Origin of the sequence: Butyrivibrio sp. WCD3002 (assembly GCF_000424265.1) — a bacterium.
In the GTDB taxonomy this organism is placed as follows: Bacteria; Bacillota; Clostridia; order Lachnospirales; family Lachnospiraceae; genus Butyrivibrio.
Genome location: NZ_AUJO01000008.1, coordinates 135,586 through 157,584, shown reverse-complemented (window position 1 = coordinate 157,584; position 21,999 = coordinate 135,586). Strand labels below are relative to the sequence as shown.

Here is a 21,999-nt window from a genome sequence, read left to right as displayed (position 1 = left end):
GGCATGAACGAGCAGGTCAAGGTAGAAGAGTTATTCGGAAAAAATGTATTCACTTTGGAAAAGATGCGTCAAAGACTTCCAAAGAGCGTATACAAGGAAGTAATTGATGTTATGGAGAATGGCGGAGATCTTTCTCTTGCATCAGCGGATGTAGTTGCTAACGCCATGAAGAACTGGGCAATGGAGAACGGTGCTACACACTATACACACTGGTTCCAGCCTCTGACAGGCATTACAGCTGAGAAGCATGACGCATTTATTACAAGTGCCCGCGGTGACGGACACATGATGACATCTTTTTCCGGAAAGGAGCTCATAAAGGGCGAGCCTGATGCTTCTTCTTTCCCTTCCGGCGGACTTCGTGCCACTTTTGAGGCCAGAGGCTATACAGCATGGGATATCACATCTCCCGCTTTCCTTAAGGAGAGCGGAGCAGGTGTTACTCTGTGCATTCCCACAGCGTTCTGCTCATACAACGGAGAGGCTCTTGATAAAAAGACCCCTCTCCTGCGATCTATGGAGGCTGTTAATAAGCAGGCTCTTCGAATTGTTCATCTCTTTGGAAATACAGCAGCAAAAAAAGTAAATGTATCGGTTGGTCCCGAGCAGGAATATTTCCTAGTAGACTGGAAGAAGAGCCTGCAGCGTCCTGACCTTATCTTTACAGGCAGAACTCTTTTCGGAGCTCAGCCTCCTAAGGGACAGGAGATGGAGGATCACTATTTCGGTGTTATCAGAGAACGTGTCGGTGAGTTCATGAAGGACTTAAACGACGAGCTTTGGAAGCTTGGCGTTCCCGGAAAGACTCAGCATAATGAGGTTGCTCCCGGACAGCACGAGCTTGCACCTATATATGAGACAGCAAATATAGCTGTTGATCATAACCAGATCATCATGGAGACCATGAAGAGAGTGGCAGAGCATCATAATATGAGATGCCTTCTTCACGAGAAGCCCTTTGCAGGAGTTAACGGTTCAGGTAAGCATGATAACTGGTCTCTTTGCACAGACAATGGGGTAAATCTTCTTGATCCAGGCGATACACCCAATGAAAATATTCAGTTCCTTTTCGTACTTGCTTGTATCGTTAAGGCTGTAGATACCCATGCAGACATACTCAGACAGAGTGCTGCGGATGTGGGAAATGACCACAGACTTGGTGCTGACGAGGCACCTCCGGCTATCATATCAATGTTCCTTGGTGAACAGCTTGAGGATGTGGTTCAGCAGCTTATCGAAACAGGTGAGGCAAGACGTTCCAAGCGCGGCGGAAAGCTTAAGACCGGTGTTTCCACACTCCCTGAATTTGAGAAGGATGCTACAGACAGAAACCGTACATCACCCTTCGCATTTACAGGTAATAAGTTCGAGTTCCGTATGGTCGGATCCTCGGATTCAATGGCAAGCTCCAACACTGCCCTTAATACAATAGTTGCGGAGGCTTTCTGCGAGGCAGCGGACAGACTTGATAAGGCTTCCGATTTTGATATGGAAGTACATGATATCATTAAGGAATATCTCACAGATCATCAGAGAGTAATCTTTAACGGCGACGGATATTCAGATGAGTGGAAGGAAGAAGCAGCAAAGAGAAAGCTTCCCAACATTCCTTCAACAATTGAGGCAGCAGAGGTTCTTACAACAAAGAAGGCTGTTGATCTCTACAAGAAGTTTGGTGTATTTAATAAGACTGAGCTTGAAGCAAGAAAAGAGATCATCTTTGAGACCTATGCAAAGACCATTAATATTGAAGCACTCACCATGATCGATATGGCCAGCAAGCAGATCATTCCCGCAGTTATGAAGTATGCCGGAACTCTTGCAATCAACATAAATGCTATTGCTGCCGCAGGCTGCGATGCTTCTGTGGAAAAGGCTGAGCTTAAGGAGATATCAGATAATCTTAAAGCCATGAAGAAGGCTCTTGATCAGCTTAAGAAGGATGAGGAGAAGGCAAGAACCATTTCTGATACAAGAAAGAGAGCTTACTACTGCAAGGATAAGGTAATGCCTGCAATGGTGGCATTAAGAGAGCCTGCTGATAAGCTTGAGATGCTGGTTGATAAAAAGGATTGGCCCTTCCCTACATACGCAGATTTGTTGTTTGAAGGCTGAGAGCACTTGGCGAAGTAATTTTGAGCCTGGTGTGAACGTGTTCCGGCGAGCGATAGCGGAACTTTCTTGTTAAATAAAACTGCAAGGCGCCCTAAACCAGCGCCTTGCGGAAACTAAAAATTTTTTATAAATTTATGAAAAAAGTGCTTGCATTTTTTTTATATCTTACGTATAATCAATTCTTGTCGGTGGGCTATCGCCAAGCGGTAAGGCAACGGACTCTGACTCCGTCATTTCGTAGGTTCGAATCCTACTAGCCCAGTTCAAACCTCAGAATTTGATTCTGAGGTTTTTTTACTAAAATGGCAAAGAACGCGAGGTGCGTTGTGAAGTCTCTTGTGAAGGATTTTGCGTTCCCTGTTTTGTGGGAGCTGTTATTTATAGTGATGTGCATAATGCGCCCCATAAAGACGCTTTATTTGTTCTTTGTATTTTATCTCGTTCTTCTCGTTTATTATCATGAGAGTTTTTCAATAAAAGAGTTTTACGGTAATTTTAAAAAGATCAAAAAGTTCTGGATTCCGGTTGTGATAACCTTTATAGCTATGCTTGCTTTATACTGGGTTAAAACCAATGTGATCCAGAGAAACATAATTATGCTTGATGGTACCTTCAGTATCACCTGGGAGAACAGCTACCTGGGAGAATTGCTTTATGCCATTACAATAATGTTTCTTGGACCTATAGCCGGTGAGATATATTACAGGAAGGCTGTCATGAGGTTCGATACCATTGCATCAACAATGATAAGCTTTGTTGTCGGGCTGTTACTTTGCGGCTTTGGAAGCGCATATCTTCCTCTTGGAGTTGCCGAGGCTGTTATGCTGGCTATACCCCTTGCTCTTTGTTATTTCATAACTAGGAATGTATATGTGTCCATGGCAGCGAACATTCTGTTTATGATGTATCAGCATATTCCAAATATTGTTTATGATGTAGCGAGAATTTCTCTTAGATAATGGTTATAGAAATGCAAACCCCTGTCTTTTATTGAAGACAGGGGTATTTGTTTATGTTATAAAATTTGTAATCAGAAATTACTCTCAAATTCTGATATGGGTATGGGCCTTGCCAGATAGTAGCCCTGGAAACGGTCACAGCCAAGGGATTTGAGGTATTCAAATTGCTGCTGCGTTTCGATACCTTCTGCTACCACATTCATTCCAAGGCTCTTGCAGAGCTTTAGGGATGATTCCAGTACCATTTTGCTGCGGGGATCCGATTCGCTGCCCGCAATGAAGGTGCGGTCAAATTTTACATATTCCGCATGGACATCCTTTAGCATGTTCAGCGATACATTGCCGATACCGAAATTATCGATGGCAACTCTAAAGCCCTCTGTCCGGAATGCATCTATAAGCTCAAATTGTTTTTCCGTGTCATTCATAAGATCCACTTCGGAGAACTCCAGAACCAGTCTGTTTGGATCTATCCTATAGTTGTTTACAAGCTCTTTAAGAGCCTTTAAGGCATCCATGTAGAAGAAGACCTTAGGGGTTACATTAACGCCCATTATAATGTTATATTTGGGGGTATTTTGCCATGCACTCAGCTGGCGCATAACAAGCTCCCAGTTTTTATAATCCAGCTGGGCTATGTGCTCTGTCTTTTCAAGAATGCGGATGTATTTTTCTGAAGGTATTACGCTGCCATCCGGCTTTATCCATCTTGTCAGGGCTTCAACACCTGTTACGGATTTATCTGAATTAAAAAGCGGCTGAACATAGATAGTAAACTGGCCGTCGGACAGATTGTTTTCAAAGGTACTTAGGAATTCCTCCTCATTCTCGCTCTGTTTAAGAAGCTTGTTGGTATAGAAGGTGAGAATATTTTCCCTGTGATCATGAAGAGATTGAAGGGCCATATCAGCTCTCTCAATCATCGTGGTAACCGGAACGTCGGGGTCATCTATTTTGTAGACGCCAAGATGGAAATAAAGGTGATAATTCTCACTGTCAACAAGCTTACCGATCTCCTCTACGGCATCGATGAAAATACCCTCATCAAATCTGTTTTCGGGCATACATAATACGAAATGATCGGCCTGGATTCTGCCATATACGGTGTCGGGACCGCACATTTTTCTAAGCATATCGGCTATTGCAATGAGGACTTCATTTCCTCTTTGTCTTCCGTATCTTTCGTTAAGAACCCTGAAATGCCTGATGTCTCCCGTTATGAGAAGTCTGCCTACATCGGGATCATCCACCAGGAGTTTTCTTATGGCGCGGCAGATGCCGTCCAGGTTAAAAAGTCTGGTGAGAGGATCATGGGTTACTACATAATCGGTATCCGTCATGCCTTGAGAGAGCTGTATTCCTTCTGAGTTTAGAATGGGGACAATGGCTTCACCGGGCTTTGGCAGATTTTCGGTATCTACACTTATAAGCTCAAGTACGCAGGAAAAACTGTTGTCATCGGGTAAAAGGAGTTTAATTGGAATGGATTGGATGAGATGACGCCTGTTTTCATAAATTTCTTCTTTGCTTTGCCTGTTGGAGCTAAGGCATGCTCTGTAGCTGCTGCAATTTGAGCATCTTGAAGTGGCATTCCACACAGAATGACATTCTTTTCCGTAATGGACACCGCCAGATGCATCAACGGTGATCTCGCGGCATTCGATGGGATCAACAAGGCGAACGGTATCGTACATTCGCTTCATTGTCTCCATCATCTGACCAAGATCTTTGTGGGTGTACTCATCTACTCGCATAGATTATTCCTCTTCTTCGGGAGGCTGCTTTGCCAGTGCTGCGGCTTCCCTCTTTTCAATCCAGTTGGTATATACAACGTTAAATATAGCAGCAAAAGGAATTGCCAGCATGATGCCTGCAACGCCGAACATTCTTCCGCCAACAACCAAGGTTACAAGGATCCATATTGCGGGAACATTGAGGGATCCTCCAAAAAGCTTGGGCTTGATGATATATCCGTCCACGGTCTGAAGAATTATTGTAAAAATAAGGAACAAAAGGGCGTGGAAAGGATTAACAAGTACAAGGATAAATGCGCCAATGACTGCGCCAAGGATGGGGCCAAAGGTGGGGGCCAGATTGGTAATTCCTACAACAACTGAAATAAGCACTGAGTAGGACATACCTGTTATCAGCATAAAGAACCAGTTGATGACTCCCACGATAATTCCATCAAGAAGATCGTATGTAATGTACTGCAGCAGAATGTTGTTACACTTATCAAGGAATGCTTCCATGCTCCTGAAGGCAGGCGCAGGAACAAACTGCTTTAAGAGTCTTCTGCAGCCAAATTGGAGCTTTTCCTTACCCATAAGGAAATATATGGCAAGAATAAAGCCAAGTACGACGTTAACAACATTTCGTCCAATACCGGCAGATACGTTGATAACCTGTTCAATTGCCTGTGGCAGCTTTTGTGCAAACTGTGCCAGGAAGGTGTTGATCTTGGATGTGATACCTGAAATATCCAGATGGAAGCTTCCCGCCTTTATGCTCAGTGTATTAAGCAACGATTCAAGGGAACCGGCATAGCCGTCCAGGTTGGATATAAAGGTTGAGATACTATCAATAAGCTGAGGTATCAGCGCTATCATCAAAAGTACAATCACAAGTATTATTGTAGCTATGGCAAGTACAACTGATAAAATGCGTTTCGCATCTGCGTTCTTTAGTCCCTTAAGCAGTTTTTTCTCAAAAAGAGCCACAAGGGGATGCATGATATATGCAATGATGAGGCCTGTTATTACCGGAGAAAAATATCTGCCAAGAACACCAAGAGCCCCCAGAAGTACGTTAAGGTGAGAGAGCACAAGATATAAAACAACTGCGGAGCAGGTTGCAATAGTGTAAGGAAACCAATTTTTGTTAAACCAATCTTTGTTAAATTTCATAATGTCTGTATGTGCATAGAATTTGCACATTTCCCCAATCTATAGTATTTTATCGTTATACTAATTCTAGTCTTTAAGAGAATCTGAATCAATTAAAAAAGTATTAAGATTCGTCTAATTTTAAACGAATAGGAGTTAAGATATGATCAATCACATGGACCGCGTAAAAATGATAGAATTCAAGGATATGGGAGATGAACGCGGACAGCTTATAGTTGTAGAAGGGGCAAGAGACATCCCTTTTGAAATAAAAAGAACCTTCTATATATACGGAAGTGATGCCACTGTTGTAAGGGGCAAACACGCCAACAGAAGGACGGAGTTTGTGCTTATAAATGTTGCCGGTTCAAGTAAGGTAAAGGTTTTGGACGGTGCGGGAAATGAGACAATTTTCTGCTTAAACAGACCCAATACAGGAATATACCTTCCTAACATGGTTTGGAAGGAAATGTATGACTTTAGTCCCGATTCAGTACTTTTGGTACTTGCCAGCGAGCATTATGATGCTGCTGAATATATCAGGGATTATGATGAATATGTAAAAGAGATATCATCTTTTTCTGATGAGTCCAATAATTGAGAAAAGCAGAACACAGATGACACCTGTGAAAAAGCCGCAGGTTATTATGCTCCGTATATATTCCATATGCGGGGCAGTTTTTTTGAATACATACATTGTGGGATCGCTGCTGTTGTATCCCTCGACCAGATCGCCCTTTGCCAGAGCCGCATCCACATCTTCCTGAGTCATTTCAATGTTTTTATGCGTGAAATATGGGTCAGCGATTTTGGTGTTTGTGTATAGCACTGCAGGTTCGGAGGTTCCTGCGTAATAGGCGGCTGATGCAAGAACAAATGACACCGCAAACAGGGCTGCGAACCTTACGAAGTGACAGCTTATGTGAGCAGTTGTTTTGATAAAGGCTTTGTGAAGCCTAAAATCAGAAAGCTCCGGAAGGGCAAGCTCCTTTGCACCGGCAGGGATTAACTGTATCTCCTTATTCAGGATTGCAGGAATTCTATCTGCATTTTTCGAAAGGGTCTTATAAAGCCAGGAGCCTATGAAAATAAAGGTGAGGTTTTTGTAGCTTAGATTAAACAGGAATGGATCGCTCATACCTATGAAGCAGAAGGTTATCATGATAGCCAGCTCGGGCTTTTTATTTTCCTTAACAAGATACTTTATCCAAAGCAGATAGATTGAGCAAACCAGTATAAAGGACACGATTCCCAGCTGCAGGAAAAGATACAAAAACGAATTATCCAGCATGTACCAGCTGTCGGGAGTTTCTCCAAAATATGAACCAAATGGTGTCACCTTCTCATTTGTAAGGAAATAAAGCGCATATTCGTAGCGCTTGTGAAGAAGCTTATTCATGAACTCAAAGGCGTCTCCTTTTGCAAGAAGAGGACCTGCAATTGAGAAAATAACTGTTGCAGGGAAAAGAATGCGTATAAGAGTATTCTCAAGCCATGAGCGTTCCTTTCTGGCCTGAAGATAGAGATTTACCACAAGGTATATGGAAATGGAAATAAGTCCCGTGAGACTTACGGTATAAATGTAGATAAAACAGTTAAGAAGCATTGCAATAAGGGATGCTCTTATAAGTCTGCCGATGTTTTCAGCTTCGTAGAGATAGAAAAATAGCATTATGAGAATAAGAAGCGTTGTGTGGGTTGTGTTTGGATAGGGATAGCCCAGTGAGTGGCGAAGAAGGAAGCCAAAGCCATTACGTTTATTCATGTGGTTCAGTTCTGTTATTATGTCTGTCACGGATAAGACATATAGCACAGGATAGGATATTCCAAGAATGTAGAGACCGAGTCTCATGACTTTTTTCTCATTTATACCCTTCATAGCCAACATCATGGTAAAGTATATTAGAAGACCCTTTTCGCCGGAACAGATGTAGGTCAGTGATCCGGCACCCAGAAAGCAAATGATAACAAGACATTCTGCCAGTGTGTGCTTTGTGGAAATGAGTTTAAGTCCAAACATTGCTGCACCTGCCACAAGGAGCAGGTTATAGATGGTCTGGCCGTCATAGAAGCCTGCAGCGCGGGCGCCAAAGAGAATCAGGAAGTATATATAGTAAAAAAGCTCAGAGGCGATTATTCTGTTACCGTATGTTTTGGATATTTCCATGTGATAATAGGGTTCCTTTCATCTAGCCAATAATATTAAAAGGATTATAGCATATATGCACGATTTAATGATTAATGAATTGAAGAATGTGCTTGTTGCCTTCATTTGTACGTGGGGGCTTCAGCTCCTTACGGGTATCACTGTAAGAAACCCACTGACGATTGTTTATTTTGTCATTTTCTGGATACTTGGATGCTGTAAGGATGGCGAAAGGAGTAATTCAGTCAGGGCAATAACAGCTGTGGTTTCCCTTGCGCTTGCAGGTCTGATTACTCTTTTTATCGGAAGAGAAGCAGTACTTGGTTTTGACAGCGGATTATTCAGGCTAATCGGAATTGTGATAATTTTTACCGGACTTTTTCTGGTTTTTTATAGCATGATAAAATTGCCTGCTTTAATAAAGAATGTTTTGAGCAGAGATTTTACCTTTCTTTTGAATAACAGGAAGGCTACAAAAAAAACTGTTGAGGGCAAGGTGTTTGAGCTTAGCGATATTATGGTTGTGGCTATTTCTGCATTGATCTGCTTTTTATGCTATTTGCCCTATTTTCTTTATGAATATCCGGGAATAATGACTGCGGATTCTCTGGTGCAGTATGAGCAGATAATAGGTGTTACACCCTGGTCAAATCATCACCCTGTGGTTCATACCCTTGTGATTTCTTTTTTCTACAGGCTTGGGATGGCGATTACGGGAGATATAAATAATTCCATCAGTTTCTATACGGTTGCACAGATGATTTTTATGTCTGTTTGCTGTGGCAGGGTGGTGCTTCAGGTGAAAAAGGTAATTGGTAATGTCGCAGGACCTGTGCTTGCTCTTGCCTTCTTTGCACTGGTTCCATTTAATGCGGTATTTGCAGTTACACTGTGGAAGGATGTTCCCTTTGCCGGAATAGTCATGCTTACAGGCTGTGTTCTTTCTGATTTGGCAGCAGGCGGAAAAATAAAAATCGGAGATTGCTTAAAGCTGTTTGTGCTTTTTGTGTTGTTGTCCCTATTTAGGTCAAATGGCTGGTATGCCTTTATTTTGTGCATCCCATTCATTCTTTATTTTTTCAGGGAGAGTTTTGCAAGGCTTGCAATTACCATAGCGGCAGCAGTCATATTTGTTGTTATGGTGAAGGGACCTGTCATGGAAGGAGCAGGGGTAACCCAGCCGGATTTTACAGAGTCGCTTTCGGTTCCTGTTCAGCAGGTTGCAAGAGTTCTTGTTAATGATAGAAAAATTAGCGATGAGGATATGAAGCTCATCACGGATGTAATAGATACTACCTATATTCATGAGCTTTATGCTCCGGACTTTGCGGACAACATAAAAGAGCTTGTAAGGGCGGGACATCCGGAGGTCATTGAAAATAATAAGGGCACCTATCTTGGGCTTTGGCTAAGGCTTTTGACAAAATATCCACTTGATTATATAAGGGCATGGTTTGACCTTGTGGGCGGATATGTGTATACTGATTTTTCCTACGCTGTCGGAGATGCTGACGGAATAATGGCAAACGGATATGGTCTTGTTCCGACGCCCCTTATCGGAGGTAAGGCTGTAATAAAGGGAAAAGAGATACTTATAAAGCTTGGAGGCTTTGTTCCGATATATGGAATGCTGTGGTGCGCGGGGGCATATACCTGGCTTGTGATATTTTCGCTGATAGCTGTACTTGGAAAAGGCGGAAATAAGAGATGCGCCGTGATTATGATACTTCAGGCTGCCATGATAGCAACGCTGCTTATTGCTGCGCCTGTAATAGATTTCAGATATGAATATGCGGTGGTGATGCTAATGCCGCTTACGGTGTCGATATGTGTTATCATAAATAGAGAAAAAACAGCTAAGGAGCTCTGAGAAATGTACTCGTTTGACTCAAGGATCAGATACAGCGAATGCGATATAAACGGATTTCTTACAATAGAAGGGCTGATTGATTATTTTCAGGATTGCTCGACCTTTCAGACCCAGGAAGGACCTGCAACCATGGAAGCCATGGAAAAGCTTGGCATAGCGTGGGTAATTAACAGCTGGCAGGTAAATGTAAAACGTCTCCCAAAGCTTGGAGAGAACGTTACTATAGGAACGGTTCCCTATGAGCTTAAGGCGTTTTTGGGCCTAAGAAATTTTTTCATGAAAACAGCGGAGGGTGAAGAGCTTGCGGTGGCAAATTCCGTGTGGTCACTGCTAAACCTGGAGAAGGGAACGCCCTACAGAATAAATGATGATATAATTAAGACCTATCCACTCGATGAGAAGCTTCCCATGGATTACGCTTCAAGGAAAATTGCAGAGCCCCGGGATGGCAGGAGATTTTCTGTAAAGGAAAGGAAGGTGGGACTTCATCATCTTGATACGAATCATCATGTAAATAATGGACAGTACATCAGGATTGCCCTTGCTGCAATAGAGGAGTTTTCAGATAAAGAGAAGGCGGATGCCTTAAGGGCTCTTGCAAAAAACAGGAAGAATTTCATGGTAAGAGCCGAGTACAGGCAGCAGGCCCATTTAGGAGACATAATACATCCGGAAATAGTCATGGCAGGTGACGATACAGATACTGACGGCTGCGTTGTCCTGCTAAAGGATGATGAGGGGAAACCTTATTCAATAGTGGAACTTAAACAATTGTGATTTTTTAAAGGAGTTATAACGTGCTTAGAATTGGTGAAAAGCAGGAACTTGAGATAATTAAAAAAGTAGATTTTGGTGTATATCTTGCAGAAAAGCAGGGAGAAGAGGATAAGGTTCTTCTTCCTAAAAAGCAGGTGCCCCAGGATGCTGAGATAGGCGATGTGCTGTCAGTTTTCCTATATAAAGATTCTGATGACAGACTTATCGCAACCACCAGAATTCCAAAGCTTATGCTTGGCGAAGTTGCCATGCTTAAGGTTAAGGATGTGGGTAAGATCGGTGCATTCATGGATTGGGGACTTGAAAAGGATGTACTTTTACCCTTCAGAGAACAGACAAGAAAGGTAAAGAGCGGCGAAGAGGTTCTGTGTGCTCTTTATGTGGATAAGTCAGGAAGACTTGCCGTTACAATGAATGTGTACGAGTTCCTCAGAACAGACAGTCCTTATCATAAGGATGACAGAGTAACAGGAACGGTATATGAGACCAGCAACAATTTTGGTGCCTTTGTTGCGGTAGACAATATTTTCTCCGGGCTTATTCCTAAGAAGGAGCTTTACGGGGATATCAGAATCGGTGACCAGATCACAGCCAGGATCACTGAGATAAGAGAGGATGGAAAGATCACCCTCAGTATCAGAGAGAAGGCATATCTTCAGATTGATTCGGACGCTGAAAAGATTCTTTCCAGAATGGAAGAGGAGGGCGGAAGACTGCCCTTTACCGACAAGGCTGATCCTGAAAAGATCAGAACCGAAATGGGAATGAGTAAAAACGAGTTTAAGCGTGCTGTGGGACATCTCTTAAAAGAGGGCAAAATAAAGATAGGTGAATCCGATATCACTCTTATCTGATGCCTGATTCAAGCTCACGCTCCATGGCTTCCTTATAGGAAGCGTTGTCGGAGGTCAGATTTTTTCCGACGGTTCCGGAATAAATAAGATAAAAGAATAAAAGCGGTAAAACCAGCCTGAGGAATATCCTCAGGCGATTTTTTTTGAAAAGCTCCCTGGTATCAAAAAGAAGCTTGTGATAACCGACAGCAGCCATGGGCATGGTCAGCACAAAATACGGAAGTGTATACTGGGACTTTGCCTCCCACATGATATGGAAAAGAAATCCGCCGATGATGGTAGTGGCGAGAACTTCAAAACCAAAGCCTGTATTTTTGCTTTTGAAGACCAGAAACAAAAGGCAACCAAGCAGTATAAAGAACTGCAGACTGTTAAGAAAGCCTATTTGCAAAAAGTAGTTGTCATAGGTAAGAAGACTGGAGATGAGGTTATTTTTGTTTTGGTCATTCTTCGTGGGCCTTATTATCCAAAGAGCCTCGTAGCTTGGATCATTCCATTCTGAGGACAATTTCCTCGAGAAGAATTCCAGGCAGTCGTAGGGATTGTCCTTGAAGTAATTCATTCTGTCCTTAATGGCATTCAGTGCGATCTGTTTGTTTATATCAGGGTTGTAGCAGCTCTGCCGGTAGCTGTCCTTATTAAAGCCGTTGTACCAGCCCTCAGCCAGCTCGCTGTCCTGAAGACCCATGGCGATCCATGAATAAGAAGATGCTCCTTTTCCTACATCAATGCCTGTCATCTTCTGCACAATCATAGAAGGTGCCTTTGCCTGAATTAAAAAAGCTACAATAAAGAGAGTGGGAAGTGTAAGCAGAATGGCCTTTTTACATCTTATAGTTGCTATGACAATGTAGATGAAAATAGCAATGAAAAAGATCAGGTAATTGGACTTAAGCAGCATTGCCACAAGAATGGACAGTGCTGATAAGATACAGTTTTTTATGGATTTATTTTTTTCAAACCTAAGTGCATGATAAATGGCGCTGACAGACAGAGCGAGGCCCGGAATGGTTCCATATACGAAGGTACAGTAGATATGCATTGGATAAAAAACTATACCCAAAAGTAATACCATAAGCTGCGGCGCTGCGCTGTCTTCATATAAAAGACCTGTTATGTCACAGAGGCGCTTATAAAAAAGCACAAGGAAAAGGGCATTCATTATCTGGAATGCCAGGAAATTACCAAAGCCGAAGATGCTGAAGAAAACATAGCTAAAGAGGACCAGACCTATCTGATTAGGGTAGGTGTGGATATATCCGCCCTCCATAAAAAGACTGTAGTCAAAATGTCGAAGACCATAGGCAGCCTGCTGGACAAAGGCCTGATCCGATACCGGGGGCAGAGAGGAAAAATATACAAACAGGGTTGATACAACAAAGATAATCGTCAGCATAATAGCTTTTGCTGTAGACAGATCCTTTTTGTTTTTCTCCTTTAAAAGATCCTTAAAAAAAGAGGAATTGCCAATCAGTAATGTGATCGCAAGAATGGCTGCAGTGAAGATGGCATGAATATATATATTGTCTTTCAAAAAATATGTTTTCTCATTGTTGTCCACAAGGCAGGTCACTGTCGCTGAAATATACACAAAAAAGGCGAGAATGATCAGAGAAATAAAAGAGATAAGTATATTAAATGTTTTGGATATAAAACCGTCTGGTTTACTGATTTCCATATTATATAGACATCTCCGTCGTCTTAGAATTTGTCTATATAATAACATAAGTCACCGCAAAATGCGGTGACTTATTGCTGCCATGGCTTAGACTCTTAAATCAATATTAGCTCCTACATCCGGGTTTACGGACAGTTCCATTGCAGAAGTGTCTATCATTTCGGCGACGGCGCCACCGACATCCGAAAGAGTATCAAGGCTGTTTTTGAGCATTGCTGTGCCAAAATCAGTCTGGACTTTGCTTAATGATAAAGCCATGGATAATTCGGGTATGTCCATATAGCCACCTCCTTTTACTGCTTAAGTGGATACATCCATGTATTTTCGCTATACACGGCCCTCATAAAAAGAAAGCTAATATCCTAATTTGTATATCGATAAAGAGGCTATAGATGTTTATTGGGAAAATTCAACAAAAATTAAGTATTTTTTTGTGGATTTTTATGCAATTATCGAGTAGAATATAATCAACTATATTTATGTAATATGCATAGGAGAGCATTATGATTTCAAATCAGATCCTTCAAAACACAATAGATGGATTGAAAGGCATAGCACACGTGGATCTGTGCGTCCTTGATGTCGACGGGGGAGAGGTGGCTGCCACAAGACCGGACTTTGGCCTTGTGACGGATTCAGTTAGGGATTTTGTGAGATCACCTGCAGACTCCCAGGAGGTACAGGGACATCAATATTTTAAAATATATGACGAGCAGCAGTTGGAGTATATTCTGGTAGCTGCAGGCAGTGGTGAGAGCACCTATATGATAGGCAAAATGATTGCATATCAGATTCAGGGACTGCTGGTAGCCTACAAGGAGCGCTTTGATAAGGATAATTTCATAAAAAATCTGCTTCTTGATAACCTGCTTTTGGTAGATATTTACAGTAGGGCAAAAAAACTTCACATTCCTTCTGATGCAAAGCGTGTTACAATGATAATTGCTGCCGAGAAGGTAAGAGAAAATAATGTCCTTGAGATGGTACGCTCATACGGCGCCGGTAACGGTGGCGACTTTGTAACAGAAGTAGATGAGGACAATGTCACTGTTGTTAAGGATGTGACCGAGTTTAAGTCAGCAGAGGAAATCTCAGCTTCAGCTCAGCAGCTTCAGGAGCACCTTGAAAGCGCAGGCATTAAGAATGTTCATATCGCTATAGGTACTGTTGTAGGTGAGATCAAGGAGGTGAGCCGTTCCTATAAGGAAGCCAAGATGGCTCTTGATGTAGGAAGGATCTTCTTTGAGGAAAAGGGTGTAATCAGCTATGGCGAGCTTGGAATCGGAAGACTTATTTATCAACTTCCCATTCCTCTTTGCAAGATGTTCATAAAGGAGATATTCGGCGGCAAGAATCCCGACGGATTCGACCAGGAGACCTTGTCCACAATCGACAAGTTCTTCGAAAACAACCTGAATGTATCCGAAACATCAAGACAGCTGTTCATTCACAGAAATACGCTTGTGTACAGGCTTGATAAGCTCCAGAAGAGCACAGGCTTAGACCTTCGCGTCTTCGACGACGCCATCACATTCAAGATCGCACTGATGGTAGTACGGTATATGAAATACATGGAGCGATACTAGAAGACCAAAGTCATGAGCAGCTGTGCTTGCACGAAGCTGATTATGACCTTGGGATTCGAACGGACATGAGTAAGTAGCGCGATAGCGCGGATTACGAATGGCCGTAGGATTGCGGGAGCTCGAAGAGCGTAGCAATCCGTAGTATCGCGTTAACCTAAAACAATCAATATTTTTAGCAAGGGAAAAAGGTATGGAAAAAGTTAGAAGAAAGAGAGTAGCGCGTCCTGTCGGGGAGGACGACATTATCACGCTTGAAAACGTGACTAAGTCCTATTCCACGGGCGCTCCGGCACTTAACGGGGTCACCCTTCATATCAAGAAGGGTGAATTTGTTTTTATAGTAGGAGACAGCGGTTCCGGTAAATCCACCCTGATCAAGCTCCTGCTTCGGGAGCTTGTTCCCTCCGACGGTAAGATCACCGTTATGGGACAGGATCTTGGAAGAATGCGACACAGAAACATTCCCAAATTCCGCAGAAAGCTTGGAATCGTATTCCAGGATTTCAGACTTTTGATGGACAGAAATGTTTATGAGAACGTTGCATTTGCTCAGAGAATCATTCAGAAATCCTCAAGAGACATCAGAAAAAATGTTCCGTCAGTGCTGGCTACAGTGGGCCTTGCCGGAAAATATAAGAGTAAGATAAAAGCCCTTTCAGGTGGTGAGCAGCAGCGAGTTGCCATTGCAAGAGCCATGGTCAATAAGCCGGAAATCCTGCTTGCAGATGAGCCTACCGGTAACCTTGATCCCAACAACTCATGGGATATCATGAAGCTCATGGAACAGATCAATGCAAACGGCACAACGGTTATCATCGTTACTCATAACAGAGAGATCGTTAATGCCATGCATAAGAGAGTTATTACTATGAAAAAAGGCGTCGTGATTTACGACGAAGAAGAGGGTGAGTATCACGATGAGGATGAGTAGTTTTTTCTATACACTGGGACAGGGCTTTAAGAATCTTAGCAGAAACAGATGGTATACACTTGCATCTGTTGCAACAATAAGTGCCTGCCTGTTCCTGTTTGGTATTTTTTATTCACTGGTTTCAAATTTCCAGCATGTTGTAAAGACCGCTGAGGAAGGCGTATCCGTAACAGTTTTCTTCAATGAGGGTACAAGTGAAGAGGTAATGCTTGCGGCTAAAGCTCTTATTGAGAAGAGACCCGAAGTCAGCAAGGTAGTGTATATATCCGCTGAGGAAGCCTGGGAAGGCTTTAAGACAGATTACCTTGGGGAATACGCTGACGGCTTTACCGAGAATCCCCTTGAGGACATGGGAAATCTTCAGATTTACCTTAGCGATGTTTCAATGCAGCCTGCACTTGTAACCTATCTGGAGTCCATAAATGACATACGGACCGTCAACAGATCTGAGGTTACTGCTTCAATGCTGAGCGGCATTAACAGCCTTGTTGCTTATGTTTCAATGGGTATTATCGGAATACTTCTTCTTGTATCAATTTTCCTTATCAGCAACACGGTTACAATAGGAATTGCTGTAAGAAGGCAGGAAATAGAGATAATGAAGTACATTGGAGCGACAGACTTTTTTGTACGTGCACCCTTTGTAATTGAGGGTATACTGATCGGTCTGTTTGGCTCAGTTATACCGCTTGTGATCATATATGTGATTTATAATAAAGCGTCATATTATCTGGCAGAGAGATTTTCAATGCTCAATTCAATTCTTGATATTCTGCCGGTAAATACTATATTCGAAGCTCTTTTACCTATTTCGATTCTTATAGGTGTCGGAATTGGATTTATGGGAAGTGTGACGACAGTTAGGAAGCATTTGCATGTATGATTACCGATTAAGGAAAAACAGCAACAGAATATTGTCGGTTTTACTTGTCTGTGCAATGCTTCTGGTATGCGGAAAAAATGCCGCAATACCATCGATAGCGGCTGTTACCAAGGAGAGTATCAAGCAGAAGGAGAATCAGATAGCTGATGCAAAAAAAGAGAGGGAGAGCATGAAAAACTCCCTGACTGATCTCCAGGCTGTTAAGAAAAATCTCGAGGCTGAAAAGTCGGATCTTAATAAGTATATTACTGAGCTGGATGCAAACCTTACTCAGATTCAAAACAATATAGATGAGCTACAGGGTAAGATTGAAGAAAAAGAGCAGAAGATTGAAGAGACTACCGCTGAGCTTGAGGAAGCTGTAGAAACTCAGAATAAGCAGTATGAAGAAATGAAGGATAGAATCCGTTTCATGTATGAAAAGGGTGAGACTATTTATTTTGAACTGCTGGCCGAGTCGAATTCCTTTGGCGATATGCTGAATAAGGCTGATTACATCGAAAAGCTCTCTGCTTATGACAGACAAAAGCTTGAGGAATATATTGCACATACCGAGCTTGTGGAAATGACCAAGACCGCTTTGGAGGAAGAGAAGGAGACGCTTGATCAGGCAAAGGCCGATCAGCTTATAGAGCAGGATAACATGCAGAATCTCCTTGCTCAGAAAAACAGTGAGGTCAGTAAGGTTTCTTCCAATATAGCCGATAAAGAAGCAGCTATCAAGGAATACGAGGCACAGATTGCAGAAGAGAATGCAACAATCGCTGCTTTGGAAAAGGCTGTTGAAGCCGATAAGGCTGAGCTTGCTGCACAGAATGCAAGAAAATATGACGGCGGAATGTTTACATTCCCATGTCCTTCATATACCAGAGTATCGGATGATTACGGTATGAGAATGCATCCAACATTGGGGATTCAGAAGATGCATAATGGTATAGATCTGGCTGCGCCAAGCGGCTCTGCAATTCTTGCGGCCTATGATGGCAAGGTTGTGGCAGCAGCGTATAATTCATCCATGGGTAACTACGTAATGATCGACCATGGAAGCGGCTTATATACCATCTATATGCATGCGTCATCACTGAGTGTGTCCACAGGCGCAGAAGTAACGAAGGGACAGAAGATTGCAGCTGTCGGTTCTACAGGAAGATCCACGGGACCGCATCTGCATTTTGGAGTAAGATCCGGGGGTAATTACGTAAGTCCCTGGAACTATTTAAAGTAAGGAAGAATGGCAATGGAATCAGGATCAAGCAAAAAAACTCCTTATCTCATTGGCTTTGTCATCGGTGTACTGGTATGCATGATGATAGCAATGGGATTTATCAACTATATTGGCATCAAGAGATTTTTAAGGAGCGCTGCTTCGGCAGAGAATGCTTCCTCAGCTTCGGAAGCTGCAAGTAGCAGCTCAGCTGACACAGTCATTGATGATGAGATACTAAAGAAGATCAAGATAGTTGAAAATGCTATAAATGAGAACTATTACAAGACGGATATAGACAGGGATGCGGAAGCGGTTTCCATCTATAAAGGAATAGTTTCATCTTTGGGAGATCCCTACTCAGAGTACTACACACAGGAAGAATATCAGGATCTTATGTCAGATACCAAGGGTATTTATTTTGGTATCGGTGCCTATGTCAGCATGGATAAGGAAGCAAACCTTCCACGCATTACTGCAACGATTCCTGATTCTCCGGCAGAAAAGGTTGGACTTCTCGGAAACGATATCATCTATAAGGTTGATGACAAGCTCACTCAGGGGCTTACCCTGTCAGAGGTTGTAGGACTTATAAGAGGTGAGATCGGAACAACAGTTAAGGTAACTGTTTTCAGAGAGTCCGAGGGAGATTACCTTGATTTTGATGTGGTTCGTGACAAGGTAGAATCTCAGACAGTAAATGCATCCATGATGGATGATGAGATAGGATATATCGGCATCACAGAGTTTGATTCTGTTACAACCAATCAGTTCATAAATGGTTTGCAGGAGCTTAAGGATAAGAACATGAAGGGGCTTATCATTGATCTTCGTTCTAATCCCGGCGGAAGCCTCAGTGCTGTCTGCGACATAGCGGAACAACTCCTTCCTGAAGGCGTGATTGTTTACACTGTTGACAGAGATGGTAACAGAGAAGATTTTACCTGTGACGGGGCAAATGAAATAGATATTCCCGTGGTTGTTCTTGTTAACGGATATTCTGCAAGTGCTTCCGAGATTTTATCAGGTGCCATCAAGGATTATAAAAAGGGTACCATCGTAGGTGAGACCACCTATGGTAAGGGAGTTGTTCAGAGAATCTTCCCCTTTGAGGATGGAACAGCTGTAAAGCTTACAATCAGCAATTATTTCACACCTAACGGCAATAATATCAACGGAATCGGAATTGAGCCGGATGTGGAGATCGAACTTGATACAGAGGCACTTTCAAAGGATGGAACAGACAACCAGGTTAATAAGGCTAAAGAAATTTTAAGAAAAGAAATAAAGAAATAAAGAAATTAAAACATCTCAGACATTTGAATGCGGTCAATGTCTGAGATGTTTTTGTTTTACCTGAATTTAGTGATTTATTTAAAGCTTATTTTGCAGATATTTTAAAATCAGAGAAATCTGCATGTCCGCCGGCATTCTTTGTGCTGTATGCAAAAAGTCCGAATCTTGCGCCTATGAAAAGATCAAGCTTGAAGTAGAGGTTGTGTCTGCCATCTACGTCTACATATCCATCGCCTAAATCATAGGAGTAGGTACAAAAATCAGGGGCATCATTAAAGTCTGTTGTTACTTTAAGTCTTACGGAGTTTATTCCTGCAGGAAGTTCGCAAATAGTGGTGATCTTGGGATCCCTTTCATAGAAATCCTTATCGCCTCCTATTGAATCATTGTCTGCATCCGCCTCGATCTTTACAAGTGAAAGCCTTCCGTCGTCCTTACTTAGGGCTATAGCACCATAGTGCGCATTGTAAGCACTGATTCCGGCATAGTCGCCGTCATTTAATTCTTTTCCATCTACAGTTATTTCGCCTTCGCAAACGGTCTCAATGCATCTCTGGGTAAGAGTGTTTCTTGCTTTAAGAAGGTTAGAGGTAACGGCGCCTGTCCTGATCCTAAGGGCATTAGAGCTGCCATCCTTAACAAGGCAGATATTTTCGGTATCGATATTATGAGATACCTGCCACCATTTCTTTTTATCAAGAAGCTCTGAAAGGTTTTCTTCATCAAAGGCTTCATCATCAAAGAAGTGACCTCTGCCCCATTCATTAAGAGGTGTATCATCATCAGAGGGCATTTCCGGAACAACGCCTGATGTAGCGGGAACAGGATAGCCTTCCTCATCATATTTCATGGGGAAGATCATAGGAAGTCTTCCGACTGCGCCTCGGTCCTGGAACATGAACATGTAAAGATTACCTTCAGGATCATCAACGATTCCGCCCTGAGCAACCTGCAGAGCCTTCCTCTTATAGCCCATGGGATCGTTAATTATGGTCTTTCCTACGAATTCGCCTTCAAGAGTTTCACTTATGAAGCAGCATTCTGTTTTTCTGCCTTCCTCTTCTTTGGGCATGTGGCAGGTGTAAAGATAATACTTTCCGTTTAATTTATATAAATGTGAGCCCTCAAAGCCAAGAGGTTGTCCCGGCTCATCCTGAATGAGGATTCTCTGAAGACCGCCTTCCTTTGGCCCCCAGGTGCTTCTGTCAAGCTCAGTGATTCTTACGATAGTGTTACCGTGTACGATATAGACCTTTCCGTCATCATCGAAAAACAGGGATGAGTCATAGAAAAATCCATTCATTTCCTGCATTTTCCAGGGACCCTTTGCGTCTGTTGCCGTAAAAAGCAGAGAATTCGGGCGCTCGTTGCAGGCAAAAACAAGATAAAAGGTGCCGCTGTCATATCTTAGTGACGGAGCCCACATTCCTCTTGCATAGGCATGCTTGCCGTTTTTTAACTCGTACTCATCATCGTCCCCAAGAGTATCAAAAACATGTGCTGCTATATTCCAGTGAACCAGGTCCTTGGACTCAAGGATGTCGCCTCCCGGCATAAGGAACATGGTGGTGCTAGCCATATAGTAGGTGTCACCCACACGAATTACGTCCGGATCCGGAAAATCTGCGGGTATTATTGGATTTTTAACCATAACCTTCCTCCTCAAAATGTGTAAGCTTTCGCGTAGTTTCTTTCCAAAGCGCATTTTCTCTTTAGGAAAGAGCAACATTCGATTATCATTCTACATCGTTTTGATTTATAATGAAATCTGATTTGTTATGAAGGCAGAATTGTCAATATTTCTGCTCATAATGATCATGGTTTTAGTTTTATTTATTGGAGGTTACTTATGGAAGAAGTACGTTTTCATTTGCCGGGACTTCGGTATAATTTTCCGCTGAACATGTTCTGGCTCAGCCTTCAGGAGCAGCATCCTGAGTATTTTAGGGACGGTATTAAGATTGTTTCGTTTTTCGGATCATTCCCCTTTTCTTTGTGGAATGGCGGAAGACTTGTAAATAACGATCAGTGTGATGCAGCATTTGTTAAAAACGTTATAAAGACTATAAATTCAAAGGGTATTCCAGTTCGTTATACCTTTACCAATCCTCTTATTAGGGAAGAGGATCTGGACGATCCTTTCTGCAACTTCTGTCTTAAGGCTGCAGACAATGGTATGAACGAGGTTCTGGTATTTTCTCCTATTCTTGAGCAGTACATCAGGGATAAATATCCGTCATTTAAGATTGACTCCACAACCTGTAAAGAGATAAAGGATGTGGACGAACTGAATGCTGAGCTTGAGAAGGACTATCGCTATGTTGTTCTTGATTACAACATGAATAATAAGTGGGACCTGCTTGAAAAGATTAATCACAAGGATAAGCTGGAGGTTCTTATAAATGCCCTTTGCATACCGGATTGTAAGAGAAGAGGGGATCATTACAAGAACATTGCTCTTAATCAGCAGATTATCATGGATAATATGAAGCTTCCAAAGGAAAAGCAAAAGCACATCATTCCATGGAAGTGTAAGTATGGAGATACCAACTGTATACATACAATTCAGGGATATTCAACCTATGTATCTCCGGAGATGATCTATGAAAAGTATATGCCAATGGGAATTAACAACTTCAAGATCGAAGGCAGAACAGCCAGCATCTTTTCACTTGTTGAAACCTATTGTCATTACATGATAAAGCCGGAATATCAGGGACAGGTAAGGATTCTTATTCTTAAGAACCTTGAGGCAGCAAAGGTAATCTCTGTAAATAAGCCCCGCCCTGCAGTATTTAAGGCAGAGTAACTATTA

The 21,999-nt window shown here is 42.3% G+C and carries 18 protein-coding genes and 1 tRNA gene; 13 read left to right on the top strand and 6 right to left on the bottom strand.

Annotated elements, in window-relative coordinates; all coding sequences use genetic code 11:
- Positions 1 to 3: 3 nt before the first annotated feature.
- From G608_RS0110875 to G608_RS0110865, 3 genes are all read left to right on the top strand, one after another.
- Positions 4 to 2,115, top strand: a complete 2,112-nt coding sequence (locus G608_RS0110875; protein WP_026496042.1) for a glutamine synthetase III family protein — start codon at positions 4 to 6, stop codon at positions 2,113 to 2,115.
- A 189-nt stretch (positions 2,116 to 2,304) separates the two neighbouring features.
- Positions 2,305 to 2,377: transfer RNA gene (locus tag G608_RS0110870), tRNA-Gln, on the top strand.
- 40 nt (positions 2,378 to 2,417) lie between these two features.
- On the top strand, positions 2,418 to 3,074 hold the full coding sequence (locus G608_RS0110865) for a hypothetical protein (RefSeq protein WP_026496041.1): 657 nt from the start codon (positions 2,418 to 2,420) through the stop codon (positions 3,072 to 3,074).
- 71 nt (positions 3,075 to 3,145) lie between these two features.
- Here the strand turns inward: G608_RS0110865 and G608_RS0110860 are convergent, their stop codons facing one another.
- On the bottom strand, positions 3,146 to 4,828 hold the full coding sequence (locus G608_RS0110860; protein ID WP_026496040.1) for an EAL domain-containing protein: 1,683 nt from the start codon (positions 4,826 to 4,828) through the stop codon (positions 3,146 to 3,148).
- A 3-nt stretch (positions 4,829 to 4,831) separates the two neighbouring features.
- Positions 4,832 to 5,980 (bottom strand): AI-2E family transporter, encoded by a 1,149-nt coding sequence (locus G608_RS20915; protein WP_196810184.1) that lies wholly within the window; start codon positions 5,978 to 5,980, stop codon positions 4,832 to 4,834.
- 142 nt (positions 5,981 to 6,122) lie between these two features.
- Between G608_RS20915 and G608_RS0110850 the strand changes: the two genes are divergently transcribed.
- Positions 6,123 to 6,560 carry a sugar 3,4-ketoisomerase gene (locus G608_RS0110850; RefSeq protein ID WP_026496039.1) on the top strand — a complete coding sequence of 146 codons (438 nt, stop codon included), beginning with the start codon at positions 6,123 to 6,125 and terminating at the stop codon, positions 6,558 to 6,560.
- Here the strand turns inward: G608_RS0110850 and G608_RS0110845 are convergent.
- A complete protein-coding gene (locus tag G608_RS0110845) occupies positions 6,531 to 8,126 on the bottom strand; it encodes a hypothetical protein (RefSeq protein WP_026496038.1) in 1,596 nt (531 codons plus the stop codon). The two genes, G608_RS0110850 and G608_RS0110845, sit on opposite strands and share 30 nt — an antisense overlap.
- Positions 8,127 to 8,193: 67 nt before the next feature.
- Here G608_RS0110845 and G608_RS0110840 point away from each other — a divergent pair, with 67 nt between their 5' ends.
- The 3 genes from G608_RS0110840 to G608_RS0110830 are packed head-to-tail and all read left to right on the top strand — an operon-like array spanning position 8,194 to position 11,606.
- Positions 8,194 to 9,975 carry a DUF6020 family protein gene (locus tag G608_RS0110840; protein ID WP_196810183.1) on the top strand — a complete coding sequence of 594 codons (1,782 nt, stop codon included), beginning with the start codon at positions 8,194 to 8,196 and terminating at the stop codon, positions 9,973 to 9,975.
- A gap of 3 nt (positions 9,976 to 9,978) precedes the next feature.
- On the top strand, positions 9,979 to 10,752 hold the full coding sequence (locus G608_RS0110835) for an acyl-[acyl-carrier-protein] thioesterase (protein ID WP_026496036.1): 774 nt from the start codon (positions 9,979 to 9,981) through the stop codon (positions 10,750 to 10,752).
- Between the two features lie 20 nt (positions 10,753 to 10,772).
- Positions 10,773 to 11,606 (top strand): CvfB family protein, encoded by an 834-nt coding sequence (locus G608_RS0110830; protein ID WP_026496035.1) that lies wholly within the window; start codon positions 10,773 to 10,775, stop codon positions 11,604 to 11,606.
- Here the strand turns inward: G608_RS0110830 and G608_RS0110825 are convergent.
- Together G608_RS0110825 and G608_RS0110820 are read right to left on the bottom strand one after the other, a co-directional pair.
- Positions 11,599 to 13,140 (bottom strand): hypothetical protein, encoded by a 1,542-nt coding sequence (locus G608_RS0110825; RefSeq protein WP_196810182.1) that lies wholly within the window; start codon positions 13,138 to 13,140, stop codon positions 11,599 to 11,601. The genes G608_RS0110830 and G608_RS0110825 overlap by 8 nt on opposite strands.
- A gap of 231 nt (positions 13,141 to 13,371) precedes the next feature.
- On the bottom strand, positions 13,372 to 13,563 hold the full coding sequence (locus G608_RS0110820; RefSeq protein ID WP_026496033.1) for a YjfB family protein: 192 nt from the start codon (positions 13,561 to 13,563) through the stop codon (positions 13,372 to 13,374).
- A 224-nt stretch (positions 13,564 to 13,787) separates the two neighbouring features.
- On the opposite strand from G608_RS0110820, the gene G608_RS0110815 reads away from it, so the two are divergent.
- From G608_RS0110815 to G608_RS20910, 5 genes are all read left to right on the top strand, one after another.
- On the top strand, positions 13,788 to 14,870 hold the full coding sequence (locus G608_RS0110815) for a PucR family transcriptional regulator (protein WP_026496032.1): 1,083 nt from the start codon (positions 13,788 to 13,790) through the stop codon (positions 14,868 to 14,870).
- A gap of 241 nt (positions 14,871 to 15,111) precedes the next feature.
- Positions 15,112 to 15,801 carry a cell division ATP-binding protein FtsE gene (gene ftsE, locus G608_RS0110810; RefSeq protein WP_026496031.1) on the top strand — a complete coding sequence of 230 codons (690 nt, stop codon included), beginning with the start codon at positions 15,112 to 15,114 and terminating at the stop codon, positions 15,799 to 15,801.
- Complete coding sequence (ftsX, locus tag G608_RS0110805) at positions 15,788 to 16,684, top strand: permease-like cell division protein FtsX (RefSeq protein ID WP_026496030.1); 897 nt, start codon at positions 15,788 to 15,790, stop codon at positions 16,682 to 16,684. Before ftsE ends, ftsX begins: the two co-directional genes overlap by 14 nt.
- Complete coding sequence (locus G608_RS0110800) at positions 16,677 to 17,909, top strand: murein hydrolase activator EnvC family protein (RefSeq protein WP_026496029.1); 1,233 nt, start codon at positions 16,677 to 16,679, stop codon at positions 17,907 to 17,909. The genes ftsX and G608_RS0110800 overlap by 8 nt, the downstream gene beginning before the upstream one ends.
- A gap of 12 nt (positions 17,910 to 17,921) precedes the next feature.
- Positions 17,922 to 19,184, top strand: coding sequence for a S41 family peptidase (locus G608_RS20910; RefSeq protein WP_035795341.1), 1,263 nt, complete (start codon positions 17,922 to 17,924; stop codon positions 19,182 to 19,184).
- An 85-nt stretch (positions 19,185 to 19,269) separates the two neighbouring features.
- Here G608_RS20910 and G608_RS0110790 read toward each other — a convergent pair whose 3' ends face one another.
- Complete coding sequence (locus G608_RS0110790) at positions 19,270 to 20,835, bottom strand: glycoside hydrolase family 43 protein (protein ID WP_026496028.1); 1,566 nt, start codon at positions 20,833 to 20,835, stop codon at positions 19,270 to 19,272.
- A 198-nt stretch (positions 20,836 to 21,033) separates the two neighbouring features.
- On the opposite strand from G608_RS0110790, the gene G608_RS0110785 reads away from it, so the two are divergent.
- The gene (locus G608_RS0110785) at positions 21,034 to 21,993 is read left to right on the top strand and encodes a hypothetical protein (RefSeq protein ID WP_026496027.1); all 960 of its coding nucleotides are present in this window, start codon (positions 21,034 to 21,036) and stop codon (positions 21,991 to 21,993) included.
- Positions 21,994 to 21,999: the final 6 nt, after the last annotated feature.